The organism is Pantoea sp. B_9 (genome assembly GCF_008632015.1).
In the GTDB taxonomy this organism is placed as follows: Bacteria; Pseudomonadota; Gammaproteobacteria; order Enterobacterales; family Enterobacteriaceae; genus Pantoea; species Pantoea dispersa.
In genome coordinates this window covers 1392615-1409647 of record NZ_VWVL01000001.1, presented here as the reverse complement: position 1 = coordinate 1409647, position 17033 = coordinate 1392615, and the positions used below count along the sequence as shown (strand labels likewise).

Annotated in this window: 16 protein-coding genes, 2 tRNA genes, 1 rRNA gene and 1 pseudogene; 11 read left to right on the top strand and 9 right to left on the bottom strand. The window is 58.1% G+C overall.

Going from position 1 to position 17033, the window contains the following annotated elements; translation table 11 throughout:
- Positions 1-6: 6 nt before the first annotated feature.
- The 3 genes from rrf to dkgB all read left to right on the top strand — a co-directional run bounded on the left by rrf (position 7) and on the right by dkgB (position 1273).
- Positions 7-122: ribosomal RNA gene (gene rrf, locus F3I21_RS06810) — 5S ribosomal RNA — on the top strand.
- A 100-nt stretch (positions 123-222) separates the two neighbouring features.
- Positions 223-299, top strand: a tRNA-Asp gene (locus F3I21_RS06805).
- Between the two features lie 170 nt (positions 300-469).
- The gene (gene dkgB / locus F3I21_RS06800; RefSeq protein ID WP_150058547.1) at positions 470-1273 is read left to right on the top strand and encodes a 2,5-didehydrogluconate reductase DkgB; all 804 of its coding nucleotides are present in this window, start codon (positions 470-472) and stop codon (positions 1271-1273) included.
- Positions 1274-1285: 12 nt separating this feature from the next.
- Here the strand turns inward: dkgB and yafC are convergent, their stop codons facing one another.
- Entirely contained in the window at positions 1286-2194 is a 909-nt protein-coding gene (gene yafC / locus F3I21_RS06795) for a DNA-binding transcriptional regulator YafC (RefSeq protein ID WP_021507312.1), read from the bottom strand.
- 100 nt (positions 2195-2294) lie between these two features.
- Here yafC and F3I21_RS06790 point away from each other — a divergent pair, with 100 nt between their 5' ends.
- Together F3I21_RS06790 and F3I21_RS06785 are read left to right on the top strand one after the other, a co-directional pair.
- A complete protein-coding gene (locus tag F3I21_RS06790) occupies positions 2295-3473 on the top strand; it encodes an MFS transporter (protein WP_150058546.1) in 1179 nt (392 codons plus the stop codon).
- 148 nt (positions 3474-3621) lie between these two features.
- On the top strand, positions 3622-4422 hold the full coding sequence (locus F3I21_RS06785) for an endonuclease/exonuclease/phosphatase family protein (RefSeq protein ID WP_150058545.1): 801 nt from the start codon (positions 3622-3624) through the stop codon (positions 4420-4422).
- A 194-nt stretch (positions 4423-4616) separates the two neighbouring features.
- Here F3I21_RS06785 and mltD read toward each other — a convergent pair whose 3' ends face one another.
- Together mltD and gloB are read right to left on the bottom strand one after the other, a co-directional pair.
- On the bottom strand, positions 4617-5993 hold the full coding sequence (mltD, locus tag F3I21_RS06780) for a murein transglycosylase D (protein ID WP_031279674.1): 1377 nt from the start codon (positions 5991-5993) through the stop codon (positions 4617-4619).
- A 71-nt stretch (positions 5994-6064) separates the two neighbouring features.
- Positions 6065-6820 carry a hydroxyacylglutathione hydrolase gene (gene gloB / locus F3I21_RS06775; RefSeq protein WP_150058544.1) on the bottom strand — a complete coding sequence of 252 codons (756 nt, stop codon included), beginning with the start codon at positions 6818-6820 and terminating at the stop codon, positions 6065-6067.
- 40 nt (positions 6821-6860) lie between these two features.
- Here gloB and F3I21_RS06770 point away from each other — a divergent pair, with 40 nt between their 5' ends.
- Positions 6861-7595 carry a class I SAM-dependent methyltransferase gene (locus tag F3I21_RS06770; protein ID WP_021507307.1) on the top strand — a complete coding sequence of 245 codons (735 nt, stop codon included), beginning with the start codon at positions 6861-6863 and terminating at the stop codon, positions 7593-7595.
- On the opposite strand, the pseudogene rnhA reads toward F3I21_RS06770, so the two are convergent.
- Positions 7580-8147 (bottom strand): annotated as a pseudogene (gene rnhA, locus F3I21_RS06765) (ribonuclease HI). The gene F3I21_RS06770 and the pseudogene rnhA overlap by 16 nt on opposite strands.
- Here rnhA and dnaQ point away from each other — a divergent pair.
- Together dnaQ and F3I21_RS06755 are read left to right on the top strand one after the other, a co-directional pair.
- The gene (dnaQ, locus tag F3I21_RS06760; RefSeq protein WP_058758031.1) at positions 8101-8832 is read left to right on the top strand and encodes a DNA polymerase III subunit epsilon; all 732 of its coding nucleotides are present in this window, start codon (positions 8101-8103) and stop codon (positions 8830-8832) included. The pseudogene rnhA and the gene dnaQ overlap by 47 nt on opposite strands.
- 134 nt (positions 8833-8966) lie before the next feature.
- Positions 8967-9043: transfer RNA gene (locus tag F3I21_RS06755), tRNA-Asp, on the top strand.
- Positions 9044-9143: 100 nt separating this feature from the next.
- On the opposite strand, the gene F3I21_RS06750 is transcribed toward F3I21_RS06755, so the two are convergent.
- Complete coding sequence (locus tag F3I21_RS06750) at positions 9144-10637, bottom strand: NCS1 family nucleobase:cation symporter-1 (RefSeq protein WP_150058543.1); 1494 nt, start codon at positions 10635-10637, stop codon at positions 9144-9146.
- A gap of 144 nt (positions 10638-10781) precedes the next feature.
- Between F3I21_RS06750 and F3I21_RS06745 the strand changes: the two genes are divergently transcribed.
- The 3 genes from F3I21_RS06745 to puuE are packed head-to-tail and all read left to right on the top strand — an operon-like array spanning position 10782 to position 13221.
- Positions 10782-11504 carry a GntR family transcriptional regulator gene (locus F3I21_RS06745; RefSeq protein ID WP_058769324.1) on the top strand — a complete coding sequence of 241 codons (723 nt, stop codon included), beginning with the start codon at positions 10782-10784 and terminating at the stop codon, positions 11502-11504.
- Positions 11501-12232, top strand: coding sequence for an allantoin racemase (gene hpxA / locus F3I21_RS06740; protein ID WP_150058542.1), 732 nt, complete (start codon positions 11501-11503; stop codon positions 12230-12232). The genes F3I21_RS06745 and hpxA overlap by 4 nt, the downstream gene beginning before the upstream one ends.
- Positions 12233-12267: 35 nt before the next feature.
- Positions 12268-13221 carry an allantoinase PuuE gene (gene puuE / locus F3I21_RS06735; protein WP_021507302.1) on the top strand — a complete coding sequence of 318 codons (954 nt, stop codon included), beginning with the start codon at positions 12268-12270 and terminating at the stop codon, positions 13219-13221.
- 63 nt (positions 13222-13284) lie between these two features.
- Here puuE and hpxZ read toward each other — a convergent pair whose 3' ends face one another.
- Genes hpxZ through F3I21_RS06715 form a run of 4 tightly spaced genes read right to left on the bottom strand, consistent with a single transcriptional unit; the run spans position 13285 to position 16848 of the window.
- The gene (gene hpxZ / locus F3I21_RS06730; RefSeq protein WP_058769325.1) at positions 13285-13668 is read right to left on the bottom strand and encodes an oxalurate catabolism protein HpxZ; all 384 of its coding nucleotides are present in this window, start codon (positions 13666-13668) and stop codon (positions 13285-13287) included.
- A gap of 2 nt (positions 13669-13670) precedes the next feature.
- On the bottom strand, positions 13671-15068 hold the full coding sequence (locus F3I21_RS06725; RefSeq protein WP_150058541.1) for an AtzE family amidohydrolase: 1398 nt from the start codon (positions 15066-15068) through the stop codon (positions 13671-13673).
- Complete coding sequence (gene hpxX, locus F3I21_RS06720) at positions 15065-15250, bottom strand: oxalurate catabolism protein HpxX (RefSeq protein WP_010616983.1); 186 nt, start codon at positions 15248-15250, stop codon at positions 15065-15067. The genes F3I21_RS06725 and hpxX overlap by 4 nt, the downstream gene beginning before the upstream one ends.
- An 11-nt stretch (positions 15251-15261) precedes the next feature.
- The gene (locus F3I21_RS06715; RefSeq protein ID WP_150058540.1) at positions 15262-16848 is read right to left on the bottom strand and encodes a gamma-glutamyltransferase family protein; all 1587 of its coding nucleotides are present in this window, start codon (positions 16846-16848) and stop codon (positions 15262-15264) included.
- Positions 16849-17033: the final 185 nt, after the last annotated feature.

The window sequence follows — 17033 nt, the reverse complement described above, 5'->3', positions numbered from 1 at the left end:
AATTTGCCTGGCGGCAACAGCGCGGTGGTCCCACCTGACCCCATGCCGAACTCAGAAGTGAAACGCCGTAGCGCCGATGGTAGTGTGGGGCCTCCCCATGCGAGAGTAGGGAACTGCCAGGCATCAATTTAAGACCCCTAATCGGGTCGTGACCTTCCCGGTGACGCGGAAAGGGCGAAACACCTGAAATCAGCGACGGTCTGATATCAGTACAGAATCGGTGGAGCGGTAGTTCAGTTGGTTAGAATACCTGCCTGTCACGCAGGGGGTCGCGGGTTCGAGCCCCGTCCGTTCCGCCACTTAAACTGAGAAGCCCTGACTGCAAAGTCAGGGCTTTTTCATGTCCGCTAAAAACCCGCCATTGTTGAGTAAAACGCAAAATTCCTCTGCTCATAAGCGGATTTTTCAGCAACAATAATCCTGCCACAATACGCCTCATCGCAACATTCAACGCAATGATGAGGAAAACATGACAATCCCCGCTTTTGGTTTAGGAACATTTCGTCTGCAGGACGATGTCGTTATTCATTCAGTGAAAACCGCACTGGAACTTGGTTACCGCACCATCGATACCGCTCAAATTTATGAAAACGAAGCTGCCGTAGGTCAGGCGATTGCCGAAAGCGGCGTGGCACGTGATGAGCTGTTTATCACCACTAAAATCTGGATTGAGAATCTCGCCGCCGACAAACTGATCCCCAGCCTGCAGCAGAGCCTGGCGAGACTGCGTACCGACTATGTCGATTTGACGCTGATCCACTGGCCATCGCCGGGTGCAGCGGTATCGGTCAAAGAGAGCATGCAGGCATTGATGGCAGCGAAAGAGGCGGGTTTGACGCGTCAGATTGGTATCTCTAACTTCCCGATTGCCCTGATGAAAGAGGCCATTGCCGCTGTGGGCGCAGAGAACATTGCGACCAACCAGATTGAGCTGCACCCGTTCCTGCAAAATCGCCAGGTCGTGGAGTTCGCGAAACAGCAGGGCATTCACATCACTTCATACATGACGCTGGCATATGGCGAAGCGTTAAAAGAACAGGTGATAAAGCAGATTGCGCAGAAGCATCAGGCCACACCCGCGCAGGTCGTCCTGGCGTGGGCACTGGCACTGGGTTATGCCGTGATCCCCTCCTCAACCAAACGTGAGAACCTGGCCAGCAATATGGCGGCGCAGGATCTGACACTGGATGCGGACGACATGGCGCAGATCGCCGCGCTGGATCGTCAGCAGCGTCTGGTCAGCCCGGAAGGCCTGGCACCAGACTGGGATTAATTCTCCCGTGCATCAGCCCTGCACGCGCCAGGGCTGATCTCTGACCCACTCGCTGAGAAAATCAATAAAGGCCCGCACGCGCTGGCTCACCCCTAAATCGCTGTAATACACCGCATTAAAAGGCATCTCAACCGGTACCGACTGGTGCGCCAGCACCTCAACAAAAGTGCCCGCCGCAATTTCCGCATTCACCATAAAGTCCGACAGGCAGGCGATACCCTGATCGTTAAGGCATAGCTGCTTGATCGTCTCTCCGCTGTTCGATGACATCGCCGCGTCAATTTCATACAGATCGCTGCCATTGGCCGACACGGGCCAGCGATTAAGACGAGGCGTCTCGACAAAGCCGAGGCACTGATGCTGTGCCAGCGCCTCCACCGACGCCGGTGTACCATATTTCGCCAGATAAGCTGGCGTAGCGACCATTTTACGATAGCTGGTGAACAGCAGCCGGGCACGCAGCGTGGAGTCGGTTAAATCCCCGGCACGAATAGCGACATCCACTTTACGATCAATCAGGTTGATAAAGCTTTCGGAAGAGATTAGCGATAGCGTGACCGCCGGATAGCGTTCGCGAAAGGGTTTAATCATCGGCATCAGCAGGTTAAGGATCACCGGTGTAGCCGCGTCGATGCGCAGCACGCCCTGTGGCGCCTGCTGGCGCTCAATCAGCTCATTCTCTGCTGTCGCCATCTCAAGGATCAGCTTCTGCACGCGCCGGAAATAGAGTTCGCCTTCATAAGTCAGCGCCAGCTGACGGGTGGTACGCGTCAGCAGCGACACGCCAAGCTTGTTCTCCAGCTTCTTCACCGTGCGGCTCACCGCCGAATTGGCCATCTGTAACTGCTCCGCTGCACGGCTAAAACTGCCGCTTTCCACCACAGCGATAAAGACTTTTAACTCCTCTGAAGATGCCTTCATTATGCCTCCTCAGGCAAAAGTTTATTGTTACTTTGCTTCTTTTTGTTATTAAAGCACGAGTCGATAATGGCGCCCATCAAAACATTATTGGGAGTCAACCATGCCACTTGCACTCTGGGCGCTGACCATCAGCGCCTTCGCTATCGGAACCACCGAGTTTGTTATCGTCGGGCTGATTCCGACCATCGCTGAACAGCTCAGCATTACGTTACCTTCTGCCGGGATGCTGGTATCCATCTACGCGCTTGGCGTGGCCGTCGGCGCGCCAGTGCTGACCGCCTTAACCGGCAAGCTGCCGCGCAAGCAGTTGCTGATGGGGCTGATGGCGCTGTTTACCGTCGGTAATCTGGTGGCCTGGCTGGCACCCAACTATGAAACGCTGGTGATGGCGCGTCTGCTGACCGGACTGGCGCACGGCGTTTTCTTCTCCGTCGGCTCAACCATTGCCACCAGCCTGGTAAGCAAAGAGAAGGCTGCCAGTGCGATAGCCATCATGTTTGGCGGCTTAACCGTGGCGCTGGTCACCGGCGTACCGCTTGGCACACTGATTGGCCAGCACTTTGGCTGGCGTGAAAGTTTTCTGGCGGTCTCTCTGCTGGGTGTGATTGCACTGGTCAGCAGTATGATACTGGTACCGCGTAACATCGCACAGCCGCCTGCCACCTCCCTGGCACAGCAGGCCGCGGTGATGATTAATCCGCGTTTGCTGCTGATTTACGCGATTACGGCGCTGGGCTACGATGGCATCTTTACCACCTTCACCTTCCTGGCACCGATGATGCAATCGCTGGCCGGTTTCTCGCCGACCGCCGTCAGCGGTGTGCTGCTGGGGTACGGTATTGCGGTGGCGATCGGGAATATCTGGGGCGGCAGGCTGGCCGATCGCCGCGGGGCGGTACCGGCGCTGACGCTGATTTTTATCGCGCTGGCCATTCTGTTAGTGGTATTCCAGTTCACCGCCAGCATGCATTACCTCGCGCTGCTCACGGTGCTGGTGATGGGCGTCTTTGCCTTTGCTAACGTACCTGGCCTGCAGGTTTACGTGGTGCAAAAGGCTGAACACTATGCGCCAGGCGCAGTTGATGTCGCGTCCGGGCTGAATATCGCGGCCTTTAATATTGGCATCGCACTGGGTTCAACCGTCGGCGGTCACATCGTGGAACATTACGGTCTGGCGCAGACGCCATGGGTGGGTGCCGTCATAGTGTTTGCGGCTATGCTGCTGGTCCGCCTCAGTGGCCAGCTGGATAAGCCGCGCGCGGCAGCCATCATTGAATAAGCCACACAACAGCCTGCCGCATGGCGGGCTGTTGCCGTTGCTGCCTGTGAGGCGAATTCCGACAATCAATAACAGCAATTGAAACCCCGCGCTAAAATCCCTATAACAGTCAGGTGAAGTAGTAGTCGTAAATCAGCCAGGCGGGACAGTGCGAAAAAAAACTTATGCAATGCGGTATGTAGCAGGTCAGCCTGCTGAGCGGATTTTTCCGCCAGGGGCGATGCTGCATCTTGGGCAGGCGTTACCGCCCGGTGCACCGCTGCCAGCCGACCCAATCCTGCGCGTGCTGGTGTGGAATATCTTCAAACAGCAGCGGGCAGACTGGATGTCAGTACTGCAGGGCTTCGGTAAAGATGCCCATCTGGTGCTGCTGCAGGAAGCGCAGACCACTCCGGAACTGGTGCAGTTCGCCACCAGTAATTATCTGGCGGCCGATCAGGTGCCGGCCTTTGTGCTGCCACAACACCCCTCTGGCGTTATGACGCTGGCTTCTGCCCATCCGGTCTACTGTTGTCCGCTGCGTGAGCGTGAGCCGCTACTGAGGCTGTCTAAATCCGCTCTGGTCACTGCCTATCCGCTTCCCACCGGCGAAATGCTGATGGTGGTCAACATTCATGCGGTCAATTTCAGCCTCGGCGTTGATGTGTACAGCAAACAGCTGGGGCCGATTGGCGAGCAAATCCAGCATCATCGCGGGCCGGTGATCATGGCCGGCGACTTCAATGCCTGGAGCCGCCAGCGTATGAACGCGCTCTACCGCTTTGCCCGTGAGATGGCGCTGCGCGAAGTAAACTTTACTGATGATCATCGGCGCAAAGCCTTCGGCCGCCCGCTGGATTTTGTCTTTTACCGCGATATGAAGGTCAGCGAGGCGTCGGTGCTGGTGACGCGTGCCTCTGACCATAATCCTCTGCTGGTTGAATTCAGTCCCGGCGCGGCTAAACGCTAAGCTCAGTGCGGCACGCCAAAGCGAATGATTCACAGCGCTGAAGCCGCATCCTGCTCAATAAACCACTTCAGACCGCTACAGGCATGGTGCAGCGGCGAAAAAATAACGAGGTTTACGCGGGAGTGTGTCTGACTGCGGGAACGGGAAAAGGTAAATAATGAAAAAGGCTGACAAAAGTCAGCCTTTTCGGTGCATCAGGTATCGGGTGTTGCGCTATTCTTCACAAACAGCGTCAGCTTATCGCCGGGCTGAATATCTTTAGCGTCACTGTTCCAGCGCATCACGTCTTTGGTGTTTACACCGTGACGTTTGGCGATACTGGCAAAAGAATCACCCTTACGTACACGGTAGGTGATGCTGTTGCCGTTATCCGCCAGCTGCGACGCGCCAGCTTTGCTGCCAACGGTCAGGGTCTGACCGATGCGTACTGACGCACTGCGCAGGTTATTCTGCTGCTTCAGTGCACTAACGCTCACGCCAAGCTTACTGGCAATGCCCGATAAGGTGTCGCCTTTGCGGACCTTATAGCTATTGCCTGCAGCGCTGACTTTCGCCAGCTCGCCGGGCTGTACCGCAGCAATATCACCGGAAGCCAGTGAATTGCGCAGCTGAGCCACGTTGGACTTTGGCACCATAATATAGTGCGGTCCGTTTGGCGCGGTGGTGCCGTTTTTATACCCGGCATTGAATGTCTTCAGCTTGCTGAGCGACATACCGGCCATATCTGCGGCCTGCGTCAGTTCAATCTGCTGTCCCACTTCAACGCGAGCCAGTGCACGGCTCTCATTCGCGGTTGGCAGCTTAATACCGTAACGCTTGCTGTTCTTGAGAATATCACTCAGGGCCAGCATTTTAGGTACGTAAACCGTGGTCTCGCGTGGCAGCGATAAATGCCAGAAGTCGGTCGGCTTACCGCGCGCCTTGTTCTGTTTCATCGCCTTCAGCACGCGCCCTTCACCGCTGTTATAGGCGGCGATGGTCAGTAACCAGTCACCGTCAAACATGCCGTTCAGACGCTGCATCATATCCAGCGCAACTTTGGTTGAGGCCACCACATCGCGGCGTCCGTCGTACCATTGGTTCTGTTTCAAACCATAGTTTTTGCCCGTCTGCGCAACGATCTGCCAGATGCCAGCGGCATTCGCAGAAGAGGTTGCGTGTGGGTCAAAAGCGCTCTCCACTATGGGTAGCAGTACCAGTTCCATCGGCATTTTACGTTTCTGTATCTGCTCGACAATCCAGTACATGTACGGCTCTGCCCGTAATGTTACATCGTGGAGATAGCTCTTATTTTTTAAGTACTTTGTTTTTTGTTCGCGGATTCGCGGGTTTTCCGGAATTCCCATCTTCAACTCGTCACTAATGTGATTCCAGAGATCAGTGTCTTCTGCGAGGCTGGTTCCATCATCTTGCCAGCGCGGCGACAACAAGCGATCTCCGTACTTTCCATTTTCACCTTGACCAGCTGAAGACAGACTCTGTGCATGCTGTACCGGGATACTGGCGTCATTCCTTGATGCCTGACATCCAACCAGCAAGACCGAGGCGAGTAATATCGCTTTAGCCTTCATGTGTGTGTCAATAGTTCGCTTAAAAGACGAGCAACTATACGTTAGCGACCGGCACAACACAACCAGAAATATCAAAAACGGTCTTTCTTCTCGCGTAGATCGGCAAAAGTCTGCCATAACGGAGCCGACGACACATTAATGCCTAAAGCCTTTTGCAAATCAGGATCTTGCGTACGCAGGAATAAATTTATTTCACGCTCCAGCGCCAGTTTTGTTGGCAAAGTAATGCGATTTTCTGCGCGTAAGTCCTTAATTTGCTGATACCTTGCCAAAATTTTCGGGTCCTGAGGCAGAATAGCCGCAGCAAACTTCATATTGGATAAAGTGTATTCATGCGCACAGCAGATAAGCGTATCGGCAGGGAGTTGATTAAGCGACTGAAACGACTCAAACATTTGCTGCGCAGTGCCTTCGAACAGTCGTCCGCAGCCACCCGAAAACATCGTATCGCCACAGAAAAGATAAGGTGAGCTGAAATATGAGATATGTCCTAAAGTGTGTCCAGGCGTTGCGATGACGCGGAAATTTAGCCCGAGCAGCGTAAATTCATCACCGTCACTGAGAATAGTGCGCGCGCCTTTATCGGCGGTCTCCTGCGGACCATAAACCTCAAGTTGTGGATAGTGCTCCAGCAGTTCGCTAACGCCGCCCACGTGATCGTGATGATGATGGGTCAGCAGAATGGCCTGCGGCTGCCAGTGATTGGCGTGAATTTTTTCCAGCACCGGTCGGGCTTCACCCGGATCGACGATCAGACAGCGTCCCTGTTCATCGTTCAGTGTCCAGATGTAGTTATCCTGCAACGCGGGAATACTGGTAAGATTCATAAACACCTCTCAGGTCGTAGAAAAAGGAAAATGGTAGAGCATGAAGCCAGCGAAAACACGCCAAATCCTGACTGCGCCGCGCTCCTGGCAGGATATGCCCTGGGGCGACTATTTCCGCGACGCGTTAACCCAGCAACTGCAACCGTATCTCGGCAAGCTGTACGGCTTTCATATGCTTAAAATTGGCAGCCTCAGCGCAGAAATCAATACCCGCCAGTGTGCCATATCGCATCAGGTTAATGTGGGCGATGAGGGCGATGGGCTGCACGTCATCGCCAGCGCAACGCAGTTGCCGTTTGAAGCCAAATCGATTGATGCCTGTCTGCTGGCGCACACGCTGGCCTGGAGCCAGGATCCGCACCGCGTACTGCGCGAAGTGGATCGTGTACTGATTGATGACGGCTGGATGATTATCAGCGGCTTCAATCCGTTCAGCCTGCTGGGCATCAGTAAAGGCCTGCCCGGATTACAGCGCCGCGCACCGTGGAGTGGACGGATGTTCAGCCAGGTGCGCCTGCTCGACTGGCTGAGCTTACTCAACTATGAAGTGGTGTATCGTACGCGCTTTCAGGTGGTGCCGTGGCACCGCCAGGGCGGCAAGATGATCAGCACGCACCTGCCGGCGCTGGGCTGTCTGAATATCGTGGTTGCGCGTAAGCGCACCTTCCCGCTGACGCCGGGCAAAGTGAAGATGATGCCCGGCAAAACCCAGTTACGGCCAGCGGTCAATGCCACGCGGCAGTTTCGTGAAGCCAGCGATCAGGACTCAACCTGATAGCCAATATCGTCGAGGGAAGGATTGCCGGCAGCGCTGCGTGCCAGTTCATCGCAGCGTTCGTTCTCCGGATGACCGGCATGGCCTTTTACCCACTCCCACTGAATCTGATGGGTACTGAGCGCCGCGTCGAGTCGCTGCCACAGATCAACGTTCTTCACCGGCTTCTTTTCTGCGGTTTTCCAGCCGCGCTTTTTCCAGTTGTGAATCCAGCTGGTGATCCCCTGGCGCACGTACTGGCTGTCGGTGCTGAGCACCACGTCACACGGCTGGGTCAGCGCTTCCAGTGCCACAATGGCCGCCATCAGCTCCATGCGATTATTGGTAGTAAGGCGATAGCCGGCGCTGAATAATTTCTCGTGCTGGCGGTAGCGAAGAATGGCACCGTAGCCGCCGGGACCGGGATTGCCCAGGCAGGATCCATCGGTGAATATTTCTACCTGTTTGCGCATCTCTGGTAGACTTCCTTCTGACAAAACGCCAAGTCTGACATAAAACGAGTCCTATGAGCACTGCAAATAACCGCCAGATCGTCCTCGATACCGAAACCACCGGCATGAACATGATCGGGGTGCATTACGAAGGACATCGCATCATTGAAATCGGTGCGGTTGAGGTGATCAACCGTCGCCTGACCGGCAACAACTTCCATATGTATCTCAAGCCCGATCGGCTGGTGGATCCGGAAGCGTTCGGCGTACACGGTATTGCCGATGAATTCCTCGCCGATAAACCGACCTTTGCGCAAATCGCCGACGAATTCCTCGATTACATTCGCGGCGCGGAGCTGGTGATCCATAACGCTTCGTTCGACATCGGCTTTATGGATTACGAATTTGCCATGCTGCAGCGCGACATCGGCAAGACAGAAACCTTCTGTCAGATCACCGATAGCCTGGCGATGGCGCGTAAAATGTTCCCGGGCAAGCGCAACAGCCTGGATGCGCTGTGTAACCGTTTCGAGATCGACAACAGCAAACGTACGCTGCACGGCGCTTTGCTTGATGCCGAGATTCTGGCCGAAGTGTTCCTCACCATGACCGGCGGCCAGACCTCGCTGGCGTTTTCAATGGAAGGCGAGCAGAGCAATCAGGTGGAAGGTGAGCATATACAGCGCATCGTTCGTCCGGGCGCAGGCCTGCGCGTGGTTAGTGCCAGCGATGAAGAGATAATGGCGCATGAGAGCCGGCTCGATCTGGTGCAAAAGAAGGGCGGCAGCTGCCTGTGGCGCGCCTGAAACCGCTGATTTTGCGTGGAAAAGCGTCGTTAAGCTGAAAAAACCGGCAAACGAGAGATTCGCCTGCAAAAAGCGTTGACGAGTGATGAGGCTGCCATTAATATGCGCCTCGTTCCCGACGGGGAACAAAGCGCGGAGCGGTAGTTCAGTTGGTTAGAATACCTGCCTGTCACGCAGGGGGTCGCGGGTTCGAGCCCCGTCCGTTCCGCCAATCTCTTTAAAGAAGCCGATGCAGCAATGCATCGGCTTTTTGCTTTTCTAAATCATACCCATCTGGCGTACGGTCGCCATTCATGGCGACCACCAGCACATTAATCCTTCTGTACCGCCACTTCCGCACGATAGGTGGCTTGCGGCACCTCACGTTCAGCGCGCGCCAGCCAGCGGTAGCAGCCAGCGCCCAGCGCCACGCCGATGAACCAGCTGAAGTTTGCCACTGCGTGCAGGGACGGAATAAAGCTAATCACCAGACATATGCCAACGGAAGGCAGCAGTGCAGCAATCGCTTTCGGATTGAAACCGCCGAGATACCAGTAGCGGCCTTTTGGCGTATCGTTGAACAGGTCATCAACGTACACCTTGCTGCGTTTGATCAGGTAGAAATCGGCGATCAGAATGCCAAACAGTGGCCCGATAAACGATCCCAGCACATCCAGCGTGTAGTGAATCAGCTCCGGCGACTGGAACAGATTCCACGGCGTCAACAGCACTGAACCCACGGCGGCAATCATGCCACCGGCGCGGAAGCTGATCTTCTGCGGTGAGCAGTTAGAGAAATCAAATGCTGGCGAAACGAAGTTCGCCACGATATTGATGCCGATGGTGGCGGTAATCATGGTCAGCAGTCCGATAGCGACGGCCACATCGTTGCCTACCATGCTCACGGTTTCAATCGGGTCGGTGATCATTTTGCCAAACAGCGACTGAGTACCCGAGACAATGACCACGGTCACAATCGAAAACAGCAGGAAGTTGAACGGCAGGCCCCAGCGGTTGCCGCGGCGAATCTCACCCATGCTTTTGCCGTAGCGCGAGAAGTCACCAAAGTTGAGCAGCGGGCCGGAGAAATAAGAGACCACCAGCGCAGTCGCGGTAATCATCTGCCAGGTTTGCTCGCCCGCGCTCAGTGATTTACTGGCGAGGGTGAAGGAGATACCGTCAAAACCGGTTTTGTATACAATCCAGCCCGCCAGCGCCACCATCACCACGTAGACCGCCGGACCGGCGACATCAATAAAGCGTTTAATTGCGCTCATGCCGTGCCAGAACACCATCGCCTGCAGCAGCCACATGACGCCGAAACAGCACCAGCCAAGCTGCGACAGGCCGAGCCAGCTGCTCTGCGTCATGCTGCTTAACGACGGGTAGAACTTCAGCAGCACCAGCATCAGCGCATTCGCCGCCAGATAGGTCTGAATGCCGTACCAGGCGAAGGCGATCAGCCCGCGAATCACCGCCGGGATGTTGGCCCCGAACACGCCAAATGCCTGACGCGAAATCACTGCATAAGGCACGCCGGCCATCTGGCTCGGCTTTGCTACCAGGTTAGCGCACAGCTGCACGATGCAAATTCCCACCAGCAGACACAGCAGCACCTGCCAGCTGGCCAGACCGAGGGTGAAGAAGCTGGCCGCCACCACATAGCCGCCCATGCTGTGCACGTCCGACATCCAGAACGAAAAAATGTTGTACCACGACCAGCTCTGGTTGCGGGTCGGCGCCAGGTCGTCGTTACACAGACGCGGGCTGTAATGGGCGTTGGCTTCAGAGGCCACCGCAGAGGTCACTTCAGAATGATTTGGCATGAAACCTGCTCCTCTTAACTTCATGGAAAAATAATGACAGCGTGAAACGGTATTGCAGGATCCAGGCCAGAATTGATTTCTTGTATACAAAAAATGAATTTCACGTATACGATGTCTGCATGCAGTCACTTGCCGGAGCGGGTAATGAAGAGTGAAACAGGCCTGAAAACGGCTGCCGATCTGAATGACAGAGACGAACCTATCTATCAGGCGTTGCTGAACGCCATCGTGGAGCACCAGCTGCCGCCGGGCAGCAAATTGCCGGAAGAGGCGCTGTCGGAGGTGTTTGGCGTCAGCCGTACCGGCATTCGTAAGGTGCTGCAGCGCCTCGCGGCGGTGCAAATGATCACCCTGTCGCCCAGACGTGGTGCACAGGTGGCGACGCCGGGCGTGGAGGAAGCGCGCGACATCTTCGCCACGCGCAGCCTGCTGGAGTGCGCCAACCTGCCGGCGGTGCTGGCGCATCTGCAGCCGCCGCATCTCGCCGCGCTGAGTGGCTTAATTGCCGACGAGCAGCAGGCGCACCAGCAGCACGACGGGGCCGCCGCCATCCGTCTGTCTGCGGCTTTTCATATCCAACTGCAGGCGATTTCCGGCAACCAGGTGCTGACTGACATGGTGACGCGCCTGACGCAGCGCTCCTCACTGGTGATCGCCGCTTACGGTGCCCCCTGGCAGCGCGGCTGTCGTTGCGATCATCACGATCGGCTGGTGGATCTGCTGCGGCAAAACGATCTGCCGGCGTTAACCACGGCGCTGCAGCATCACTTCGAACATATCGTCGCCAGCCTGCACTTTGAACGCAGCGGCGAAACCCTGCCTGATTTCACCCGGTTATTTGCCGGTCATAAAGGAGCGGCATCATGAGCCTGATCCAGGTGATCAACCCGAATACCAGCGCCGCCATGACGGCGACCATCGGCGCAGCGGCACGCGCCGTGGCCGCGCCTGGCACGGAGATTCTGGCGGTGTGCCCGAGCGAGGGCGTGCCCTCCATTGAAGGGCACTTTGATGAAGCGATTGCCGCGGTGGGCGTGCTGGAACAGGTAAAACGCGGCAAAGAGCAGGGCGTCAGCGGCCACATCATCGCCTGCTTTGGCGATCCGGGACTGCTGGCGGCGCGCGAACTGGCGAGCGGACCGGTGATTGGCATTGCCGAAGCGGCGATGCACACCGCGACGCTGGTGGCGACGCGCTTTTCGATTGTCACCACGCTGCCGCGCACGCTGGTGATCGCCCGCCATCTGCTGCAGCAATACGGATTCAGCCATCACTGTGCCGCGCTGCACGCCATTGACCTGCCGGTGCTGGCGCTTGAGGACGGCAGCGGCGTCGCGCAGGAGAAAGTGCGTGAGCGCTGTCTGCAGGCGAAACGTGAAGATGGCAGCGGGGCGATTGTGCTGGGCTGCGGCGGCATGGCGTCGCTGGCGCAGGATCTGACTAAAGAACTGGGCCTGCCGGTGATTGATGGCGTCAGTGCGGCGGTGAAAATGGTCGAGTCATTACTGGCGCTGGGCTTTGGTACCAGCAAACACGGCGATCTGGCTTACCCGATTAAAAAACCGCTCAGCGCGGCATTTCAGCACCTAAACTAAGGGCTGGTTGAGGACTGATGACAGGAACTTGCAGAATGAGTGATGTATCTGAAAAGAAAGAGTACAGCTTCAACAAAAATTATCCGCGCGATCTGATTGGCTATGCGGGCCAGCCGCCGCACGCGCAGTGGCCGGGTGAGGCGCGGGTGGCGGTGCAGTTCGTGCTCAATTATGAAGAGGGCGCTGAAAACAATGTGCTGCACGGTGACGCGGGCTCTGAGCAGTTTCTCTCCGACATCATCGGTGCCGCCAGCTATGCCGATCGCCACATGTCGATGGATTCCCTGTATGAGTACGGCTCGCGTGCCGGTTTCTGGCGCATCCATCAGGAGTTTCAGCAGCGCGGCCTGCCGCTGACCATCTTTGGCGTCGCGATGGCGCTGGCGCGGCACCCGCAGATTGTCGAGGCCATCAAAGCCGCCGATTACGATGTGGTCAGCCACGGCTGGCGCTGGATTCACTATCAGGGGATGGATGCCAAAACCGAGCGTCAGCACATGCAGCAGGCAGTGGACGTGCTCACCGAGTTATTCGGTAAAGCGCCCACCGGCTGGTATACCGGGCGCGACAGCCCCAATACGCGGCGGCTGGTGGTCGAGCAGGGCGGCTTCAGCTACGACAGCGATTACTACGGTGACGATCTGCCCTTCTGGACGCAGGTCACCTGTCAGGACGGCACGGTGAAGCCGCATCTGATCATTCCCTACACGCTGGAGTGCAACGACATGCGCTTCGCCACGCCGCAGGGATTCAACACCGCCGAGCAGTTCTATACCTATCTGCGCGATACCTTTGATGTGCTGTATGAAGAGGGCGCGACTGCGCCGAAGATGATGTCGATTGGCATGCACTGCCGTCTGCTGGGGCGTCCGGGGAAATTCCGCGCGCTGCAGCGTTTCCTCGACCATATCCAGCAGCACGACAAGGTGTGGGTGTGCACGCGTCAGCAGATTGCCGATCACTGGATGAAGACGCATCCGGCTGCCTGAGCGGCCTTACCTTTCACGGATGTGTGCCCTCTCTTGCCAGGAGAGGGCAACACTCGCGTCCGCTCAGCTCATCAAACTCACCTGCGCTGCCACGATGCGCCAGCCGCACGGCAGCCGCACCCAGGTCTGCTGCTGACGACCGATCTTCTCTACGCCCTCGCGGGTGAACTCGGTGCTGCACACCGCATAATCATCGCCAAAAGTGGTGATGACCGTATTGCGCAGCGTGCGATCGAGCCCCTTTGACGGACGCGCCGCGCGAAAGGCGCGAATTTCGTCAATCCCGTACAGATTCTCTCCGGCACCGAGTCGCACCGTACGCGCATCGTGCCAGAACAACTCGTCCAGCACGGCGACATCATTGCTCACCAGCGCCTGCTCGTAGCGGTAAAACGCGGCGGTGACTTCAGCCAGTATCGCCGGACGATCGATATGTTCAGGTGTCATCTTCAGGCATCCATAAAAGAGGTTTGTGGCAGCGTCACACCCTGCTGCTGCAGTGCCCAGGCGGCGCGCAGCGCCAGCTGTTCGTTAAACGGCGCAGCAATCAGCTGCAGGCCAATCGGTAAGCCGCTGGCAGTGAGCAGCGGTACGCTACACACCGGCAGGCCGAGGAACGAAATCGGCTGCGTCAGCATGCCCATGCTGGCGCGTGTCGGCAAATCCTGACCGTTGATGTGAATGGTTTCCTGGCCGATGGTGGTGGCGGTACAGGGCGTGGCCGGAGCGATCAGCACATCATAATGGTCGAACAGCGGCAGCACCTGCTGCTGGAAGTGACGGCGGAAACGCTGGGCCTGCACATACCACGCGGCGGGCAGCATCGCGCCAGCCAGCAGGCGTTCGCGTGAATTCGGCTCAAAGCGTTCTGGCTGGGTGCGCAGCGCTGGCAGATAATGATTGCCGCCTTCCGCGGCGGTCATGATAAACGCGGCCGAGCGCGCCAGTTCTGCCTGGGGCAGCGTCACTTCTTCTGTCGCGCCGAGCGCGCTGGCCGCTACCGTCACCGCCGCGCGCGCCTCATCGCTGCACCAGTCAGCAAAAAAGCCGCCCAGTACCGCGCTGCGCAGCTTTTCGCTGCCTGCAGAGAGCCTGTCACTGACCGGTTCCGCAGGGCGCGCCGCCTGAAACGCATCGCTGGCGTCGCCGCCCTGCAGCGCATCGTAGACCAGACTCAAATCTTCCACCGAGCGGGCAAACGGACCGATGTGATCGAGGCTGGCGACAAACGGATGGCTGCCGCTGCGCGACAGACGACCAAAGGTAGGTTTCAGGCCGAAAATGCCGCACAGCGAAGCAGGCACGCGAATCGAGCCGTTGGTGTCGGTGCCGAGTGAAAAGTGCACCAGCCCGGCAGCGACGGCTGCCGCGGAACCGCCAGATGAGCCACCGGCCACGCGCGACAGATCGCGCGGGTTGCGGGTGGCACCATAATGGGTGTTCTCGGTGGTAAAGCCGTAGGCGTAGGCGTCCATATTCAGCATGCCGGAGAGCAGCGCGCCGCTCTGCTGCAGCTGAGAGACCGCCCACGCATCCTGCTGTGCCACCGGTCGCTCGCTGAACAGGCTGGCACCGGCAAGCGTGCTGTGACCGGCGACGTCAAACAGGTTTTTTACCGCATAGGGAATGCCAGCCAGCGCCGGCAGCGGCTCGCCGCGCTGACGCTGCTGATCCAGCCGATCGGCTTCCCGCAGCATGCGCTGCGCGGTGACGGCGGTCCAGGCGTTGATGGCCGGGTTATGCTGTTCAATGGCGGCCAGCGTCTGCTGTGCGATGTCGCGCGCGCTGAGATCGCCCTGCGCCAGTGCCTGCTGCAGCTGGCTAATCGATAAGGCTGCCAGCGTCATGGATGAAACACTCCCGCCACTTCCAGGCGATCGTCCAGCGGCAGCGCCATCAGCGGCTGCGCCATCGCGGCGATACGGTTAAACTGCGTCAGCAGTTCGGCGCGGCGCGTGTCGTCCAGCTCCAGCGCCAGAATCTGTTCCATTTGGGCGATATAGGTTGCCCAGTCCGGTTGTGCACTCATGATTGTCTACGTTAAAAACCGGCAGCGCTGCCGTTGCTGCGAGGATCAAACGCGCCTTCCAGCATGCCATTGTTGTGTCTGACGATGGCGCCAGCGTGGCCCACCACTTCACTGTATTCAGCCAGCAGTTCGACCTCATGACCGAGCGCGCGCAGTTGCTGCACGGTTTCAGGCGCGATGCGCGCCTCCAGCTTGAGGGAGTCCGAGGATTGGCCCCACGTGCGGCCAAGTAGCCAGCGCGGTGCGCTGACCGCCTGCTGCAGCGGCTGGCTCTGAATGACATAGCGGGTAAAGATCGCTGCCTGGGTTTGCGGCTGGCCATCACCGCCCATTGAGCCGTACACCAGCGTGCGGCCATCCTTCAGGCGCGCCGCCGCTGGATTGAGCGTATGGAACGGCTGTTTGCCCGGTGCCAGCGTCAGCAGGTGATCCGGCTGCAGGCTGAACGCCGCGCCACGGTTTTGCCAGGTAATACCGGTGCCGGGCAGCACGACGCCGCTGCCAAATTCGTGGTAAATGCTCTGGATAAAGGAGACCGCCAGGCCGCTGCTGTCCATCACCCCCATCCACACGGTATCGCCCGGTCCGCGTCCGGTGCCCCAGGGCGCGGCGCGATCGTCCTGCACCTGCGCGGCCAGCGTGCCGAGATAATCGGCATTCAGCAGCGACTGCACATCAATCGCCATGTGACGCGGATCGGTGATGTGTTGATCGCGCAAGGCAAAGGCCTGTTTGGTGGCTTCAACGATGCGGTGCACCGTCTGCGCTTCACTGGCGTCGGCCATCGCCAGACGATCGGTGATCCCGAGGATCGCCAGCGATACCAGCCCCTGCGTTGGCGGCGTTATGTTCCAGATATCGCCTTCGCTGTGCGCGAGGTGCAGCGGCGTGCAGCGCCGGGCGCGCTGCCGGTGTAAATCGTCCAGCGTAATCGGCATGCCGAGCGCGCCCATTTCGCGGGCCAGATGGTGCGCCAGCTCACCGCGATAAAAGCTCTCCAGCCCTTGCTCGCTCAGCACGCTCAGCGTCTGCGCCAGCGCCGGCTGGGTAAAACGACTGCCGGCGGCGGGCGGTGTGCCATCAGGCAGAAAGGTGGCGGCAAAACCGGGCTGATGTTGCAGCTCATGCTGTTTAGCCGCCGTCGCTGCCGCCTGCGAGGCGGTGACCGGAATGCCATCGGCCGCATAGCGAATCGCATCGCGCAGCAAACGGCTCAGTGGCAGCGGCGTCGCGCCCAGTTCGTGCGCCAGCGTCAGCGCTTCCTGCCAGCCGCTGACGGTGCCGGCGACCGTCAGTGCCGCTTTAGGGCCGCGATGCGGAATATGGCTCTCACCGTGATAGAAGTCGGGGTGCGCCAGCGAACCGGCGGCGCCGCTGGCATCGATAGCAATCGGATCGCCACCGGGCGGCACCACCAGCCAGAAGCCGTCGCCGCCGAGGCCATTCATGTGTGGGTAAACCACCGCAATGGTCGCCGCGGCGGCCACCATGGCTTCCAGCGCGTTGCCGCCTTCACGCAGAACTGCCAGTGCGCTTTCGCTGGCAAGGTGATGTGGCGTCACCGCCATGCCCATCGGGGCCATATTGCTCTGAATCATAGTGAACTGTTCCCGGATTATTCTTTTGTAGCGGCGCGATTTAGCGCGCTGGATAGGGAAAACAAGCGCAACAAATTGCGCCGCTACCAGTCTGTGTCAATGGTAAAGCAAGAGCCGTTCCAGTTTTGGTGTTACGCCAGCCTGGATCGATTTATGCTAGCTTGTGGTGAAACGAAAGTTACAGG

Bases quoted from the DNA above. Each gene is read 5' to 3' on its own strand.
- dkgB (WP_150058547.1), top strand. From the start codon at position 470: ATGACAATCCCCGCTTTTGGTTTAGGAACATTTCGTCTGCAGGACGAT.
- yafC (WP_021507312.1), bottom strand. From the start codon at position 2,194: ATGAAGGCATCTTCAGAGGAGTTAAAAGTCTTTATCGCTGTGGTGGAA.
- F3I21_RS06790 (WP_150058546.1), top strand. From the start codon at position 2,295: ATGCCACTTGCACTCTGGGCGCTGACCATCAGCGCCTTCGCTATCGGA.
- mltD (WP_031279674.1), bottom strand. From the start codon at position 5,993: ATGAAGGCTAAAGCGATATTACTCGCCTCGGTCTTGCTGGTTGGATGT.
- gloB (WP_150058544.1), bottom strand. From the start codon at position 6,820: ATGAATCTTACCAGTATTCCCGCGTTGCAGGATAACTACATCTGGACA.
- F3I21_RS06770 (WP_021507307.1), top strand. From the start codon at position 6,861: ATGAAGCCAGCGAAAACACGCCAAATCCTGACTGCGCCGCGCTCCTGG.
- dnaQ (WP_058758031.1), top strand. From the start codon at position 8,101: ATGAGCACTGCAAATAACCGCCAGATCGTCCTCGATACCGAAACCACC.
- F3I21_RS06750 (WP_150058543.1), bottom strand. From the start codon at position 10,637: ATGCCAAATCATTCTGAAGTGACCTCTGCGGTGGCCTCTGAAGCCAAC.
- F3I21_RS06745 (WP_058769324.1), top strand. From the start codon at position 10,782: ATGAAGAGTGAAACAGGCCTGAAAACGGCTGCCGATCTGAATGACAGA.
- hpxA (WP_150058542.1), top strand. From the start codon at position 11,501: ATGAGCCTGATCCAGGTGATCAACCCGAATACCAGCGCCGCCATGACG.
- puuE (WP_021507302.1), top strand. From the start codon at position 12,268: ATGAGTGATGTATCTGAAAAGAAAGAGTACAGCTTCAACAAAAATTAT.
- hpxZ (WP_058769325.1), bottom strand. From the start codon at position 13,668: ATGACACCTGAACATATCGATCGTCCGGCGATACTGGCTGAAGTCACC.
- F3I21_RS06725 (WP_150058541.1), bottom strand. From the start codon at position 15,068: ATGACGCTGGCAGCCTTATCGATTAGCCAGCTGCAGCAGGCACTGGCG.
- hpxX (WP_010616983.1), bottom strand. From the start codon at position 15,250: ATGAGTGCACAACCGGACTGGGCAACCTATATCGCCCAAATGGAACAG.
- F3I21_RS06715 (WP_150058540.1), bottom strand. From the start codon at position 16,848: ATGATTCAGAGCAATATGGCCCCGATGGGCATGGCGGTGACGCCACAT.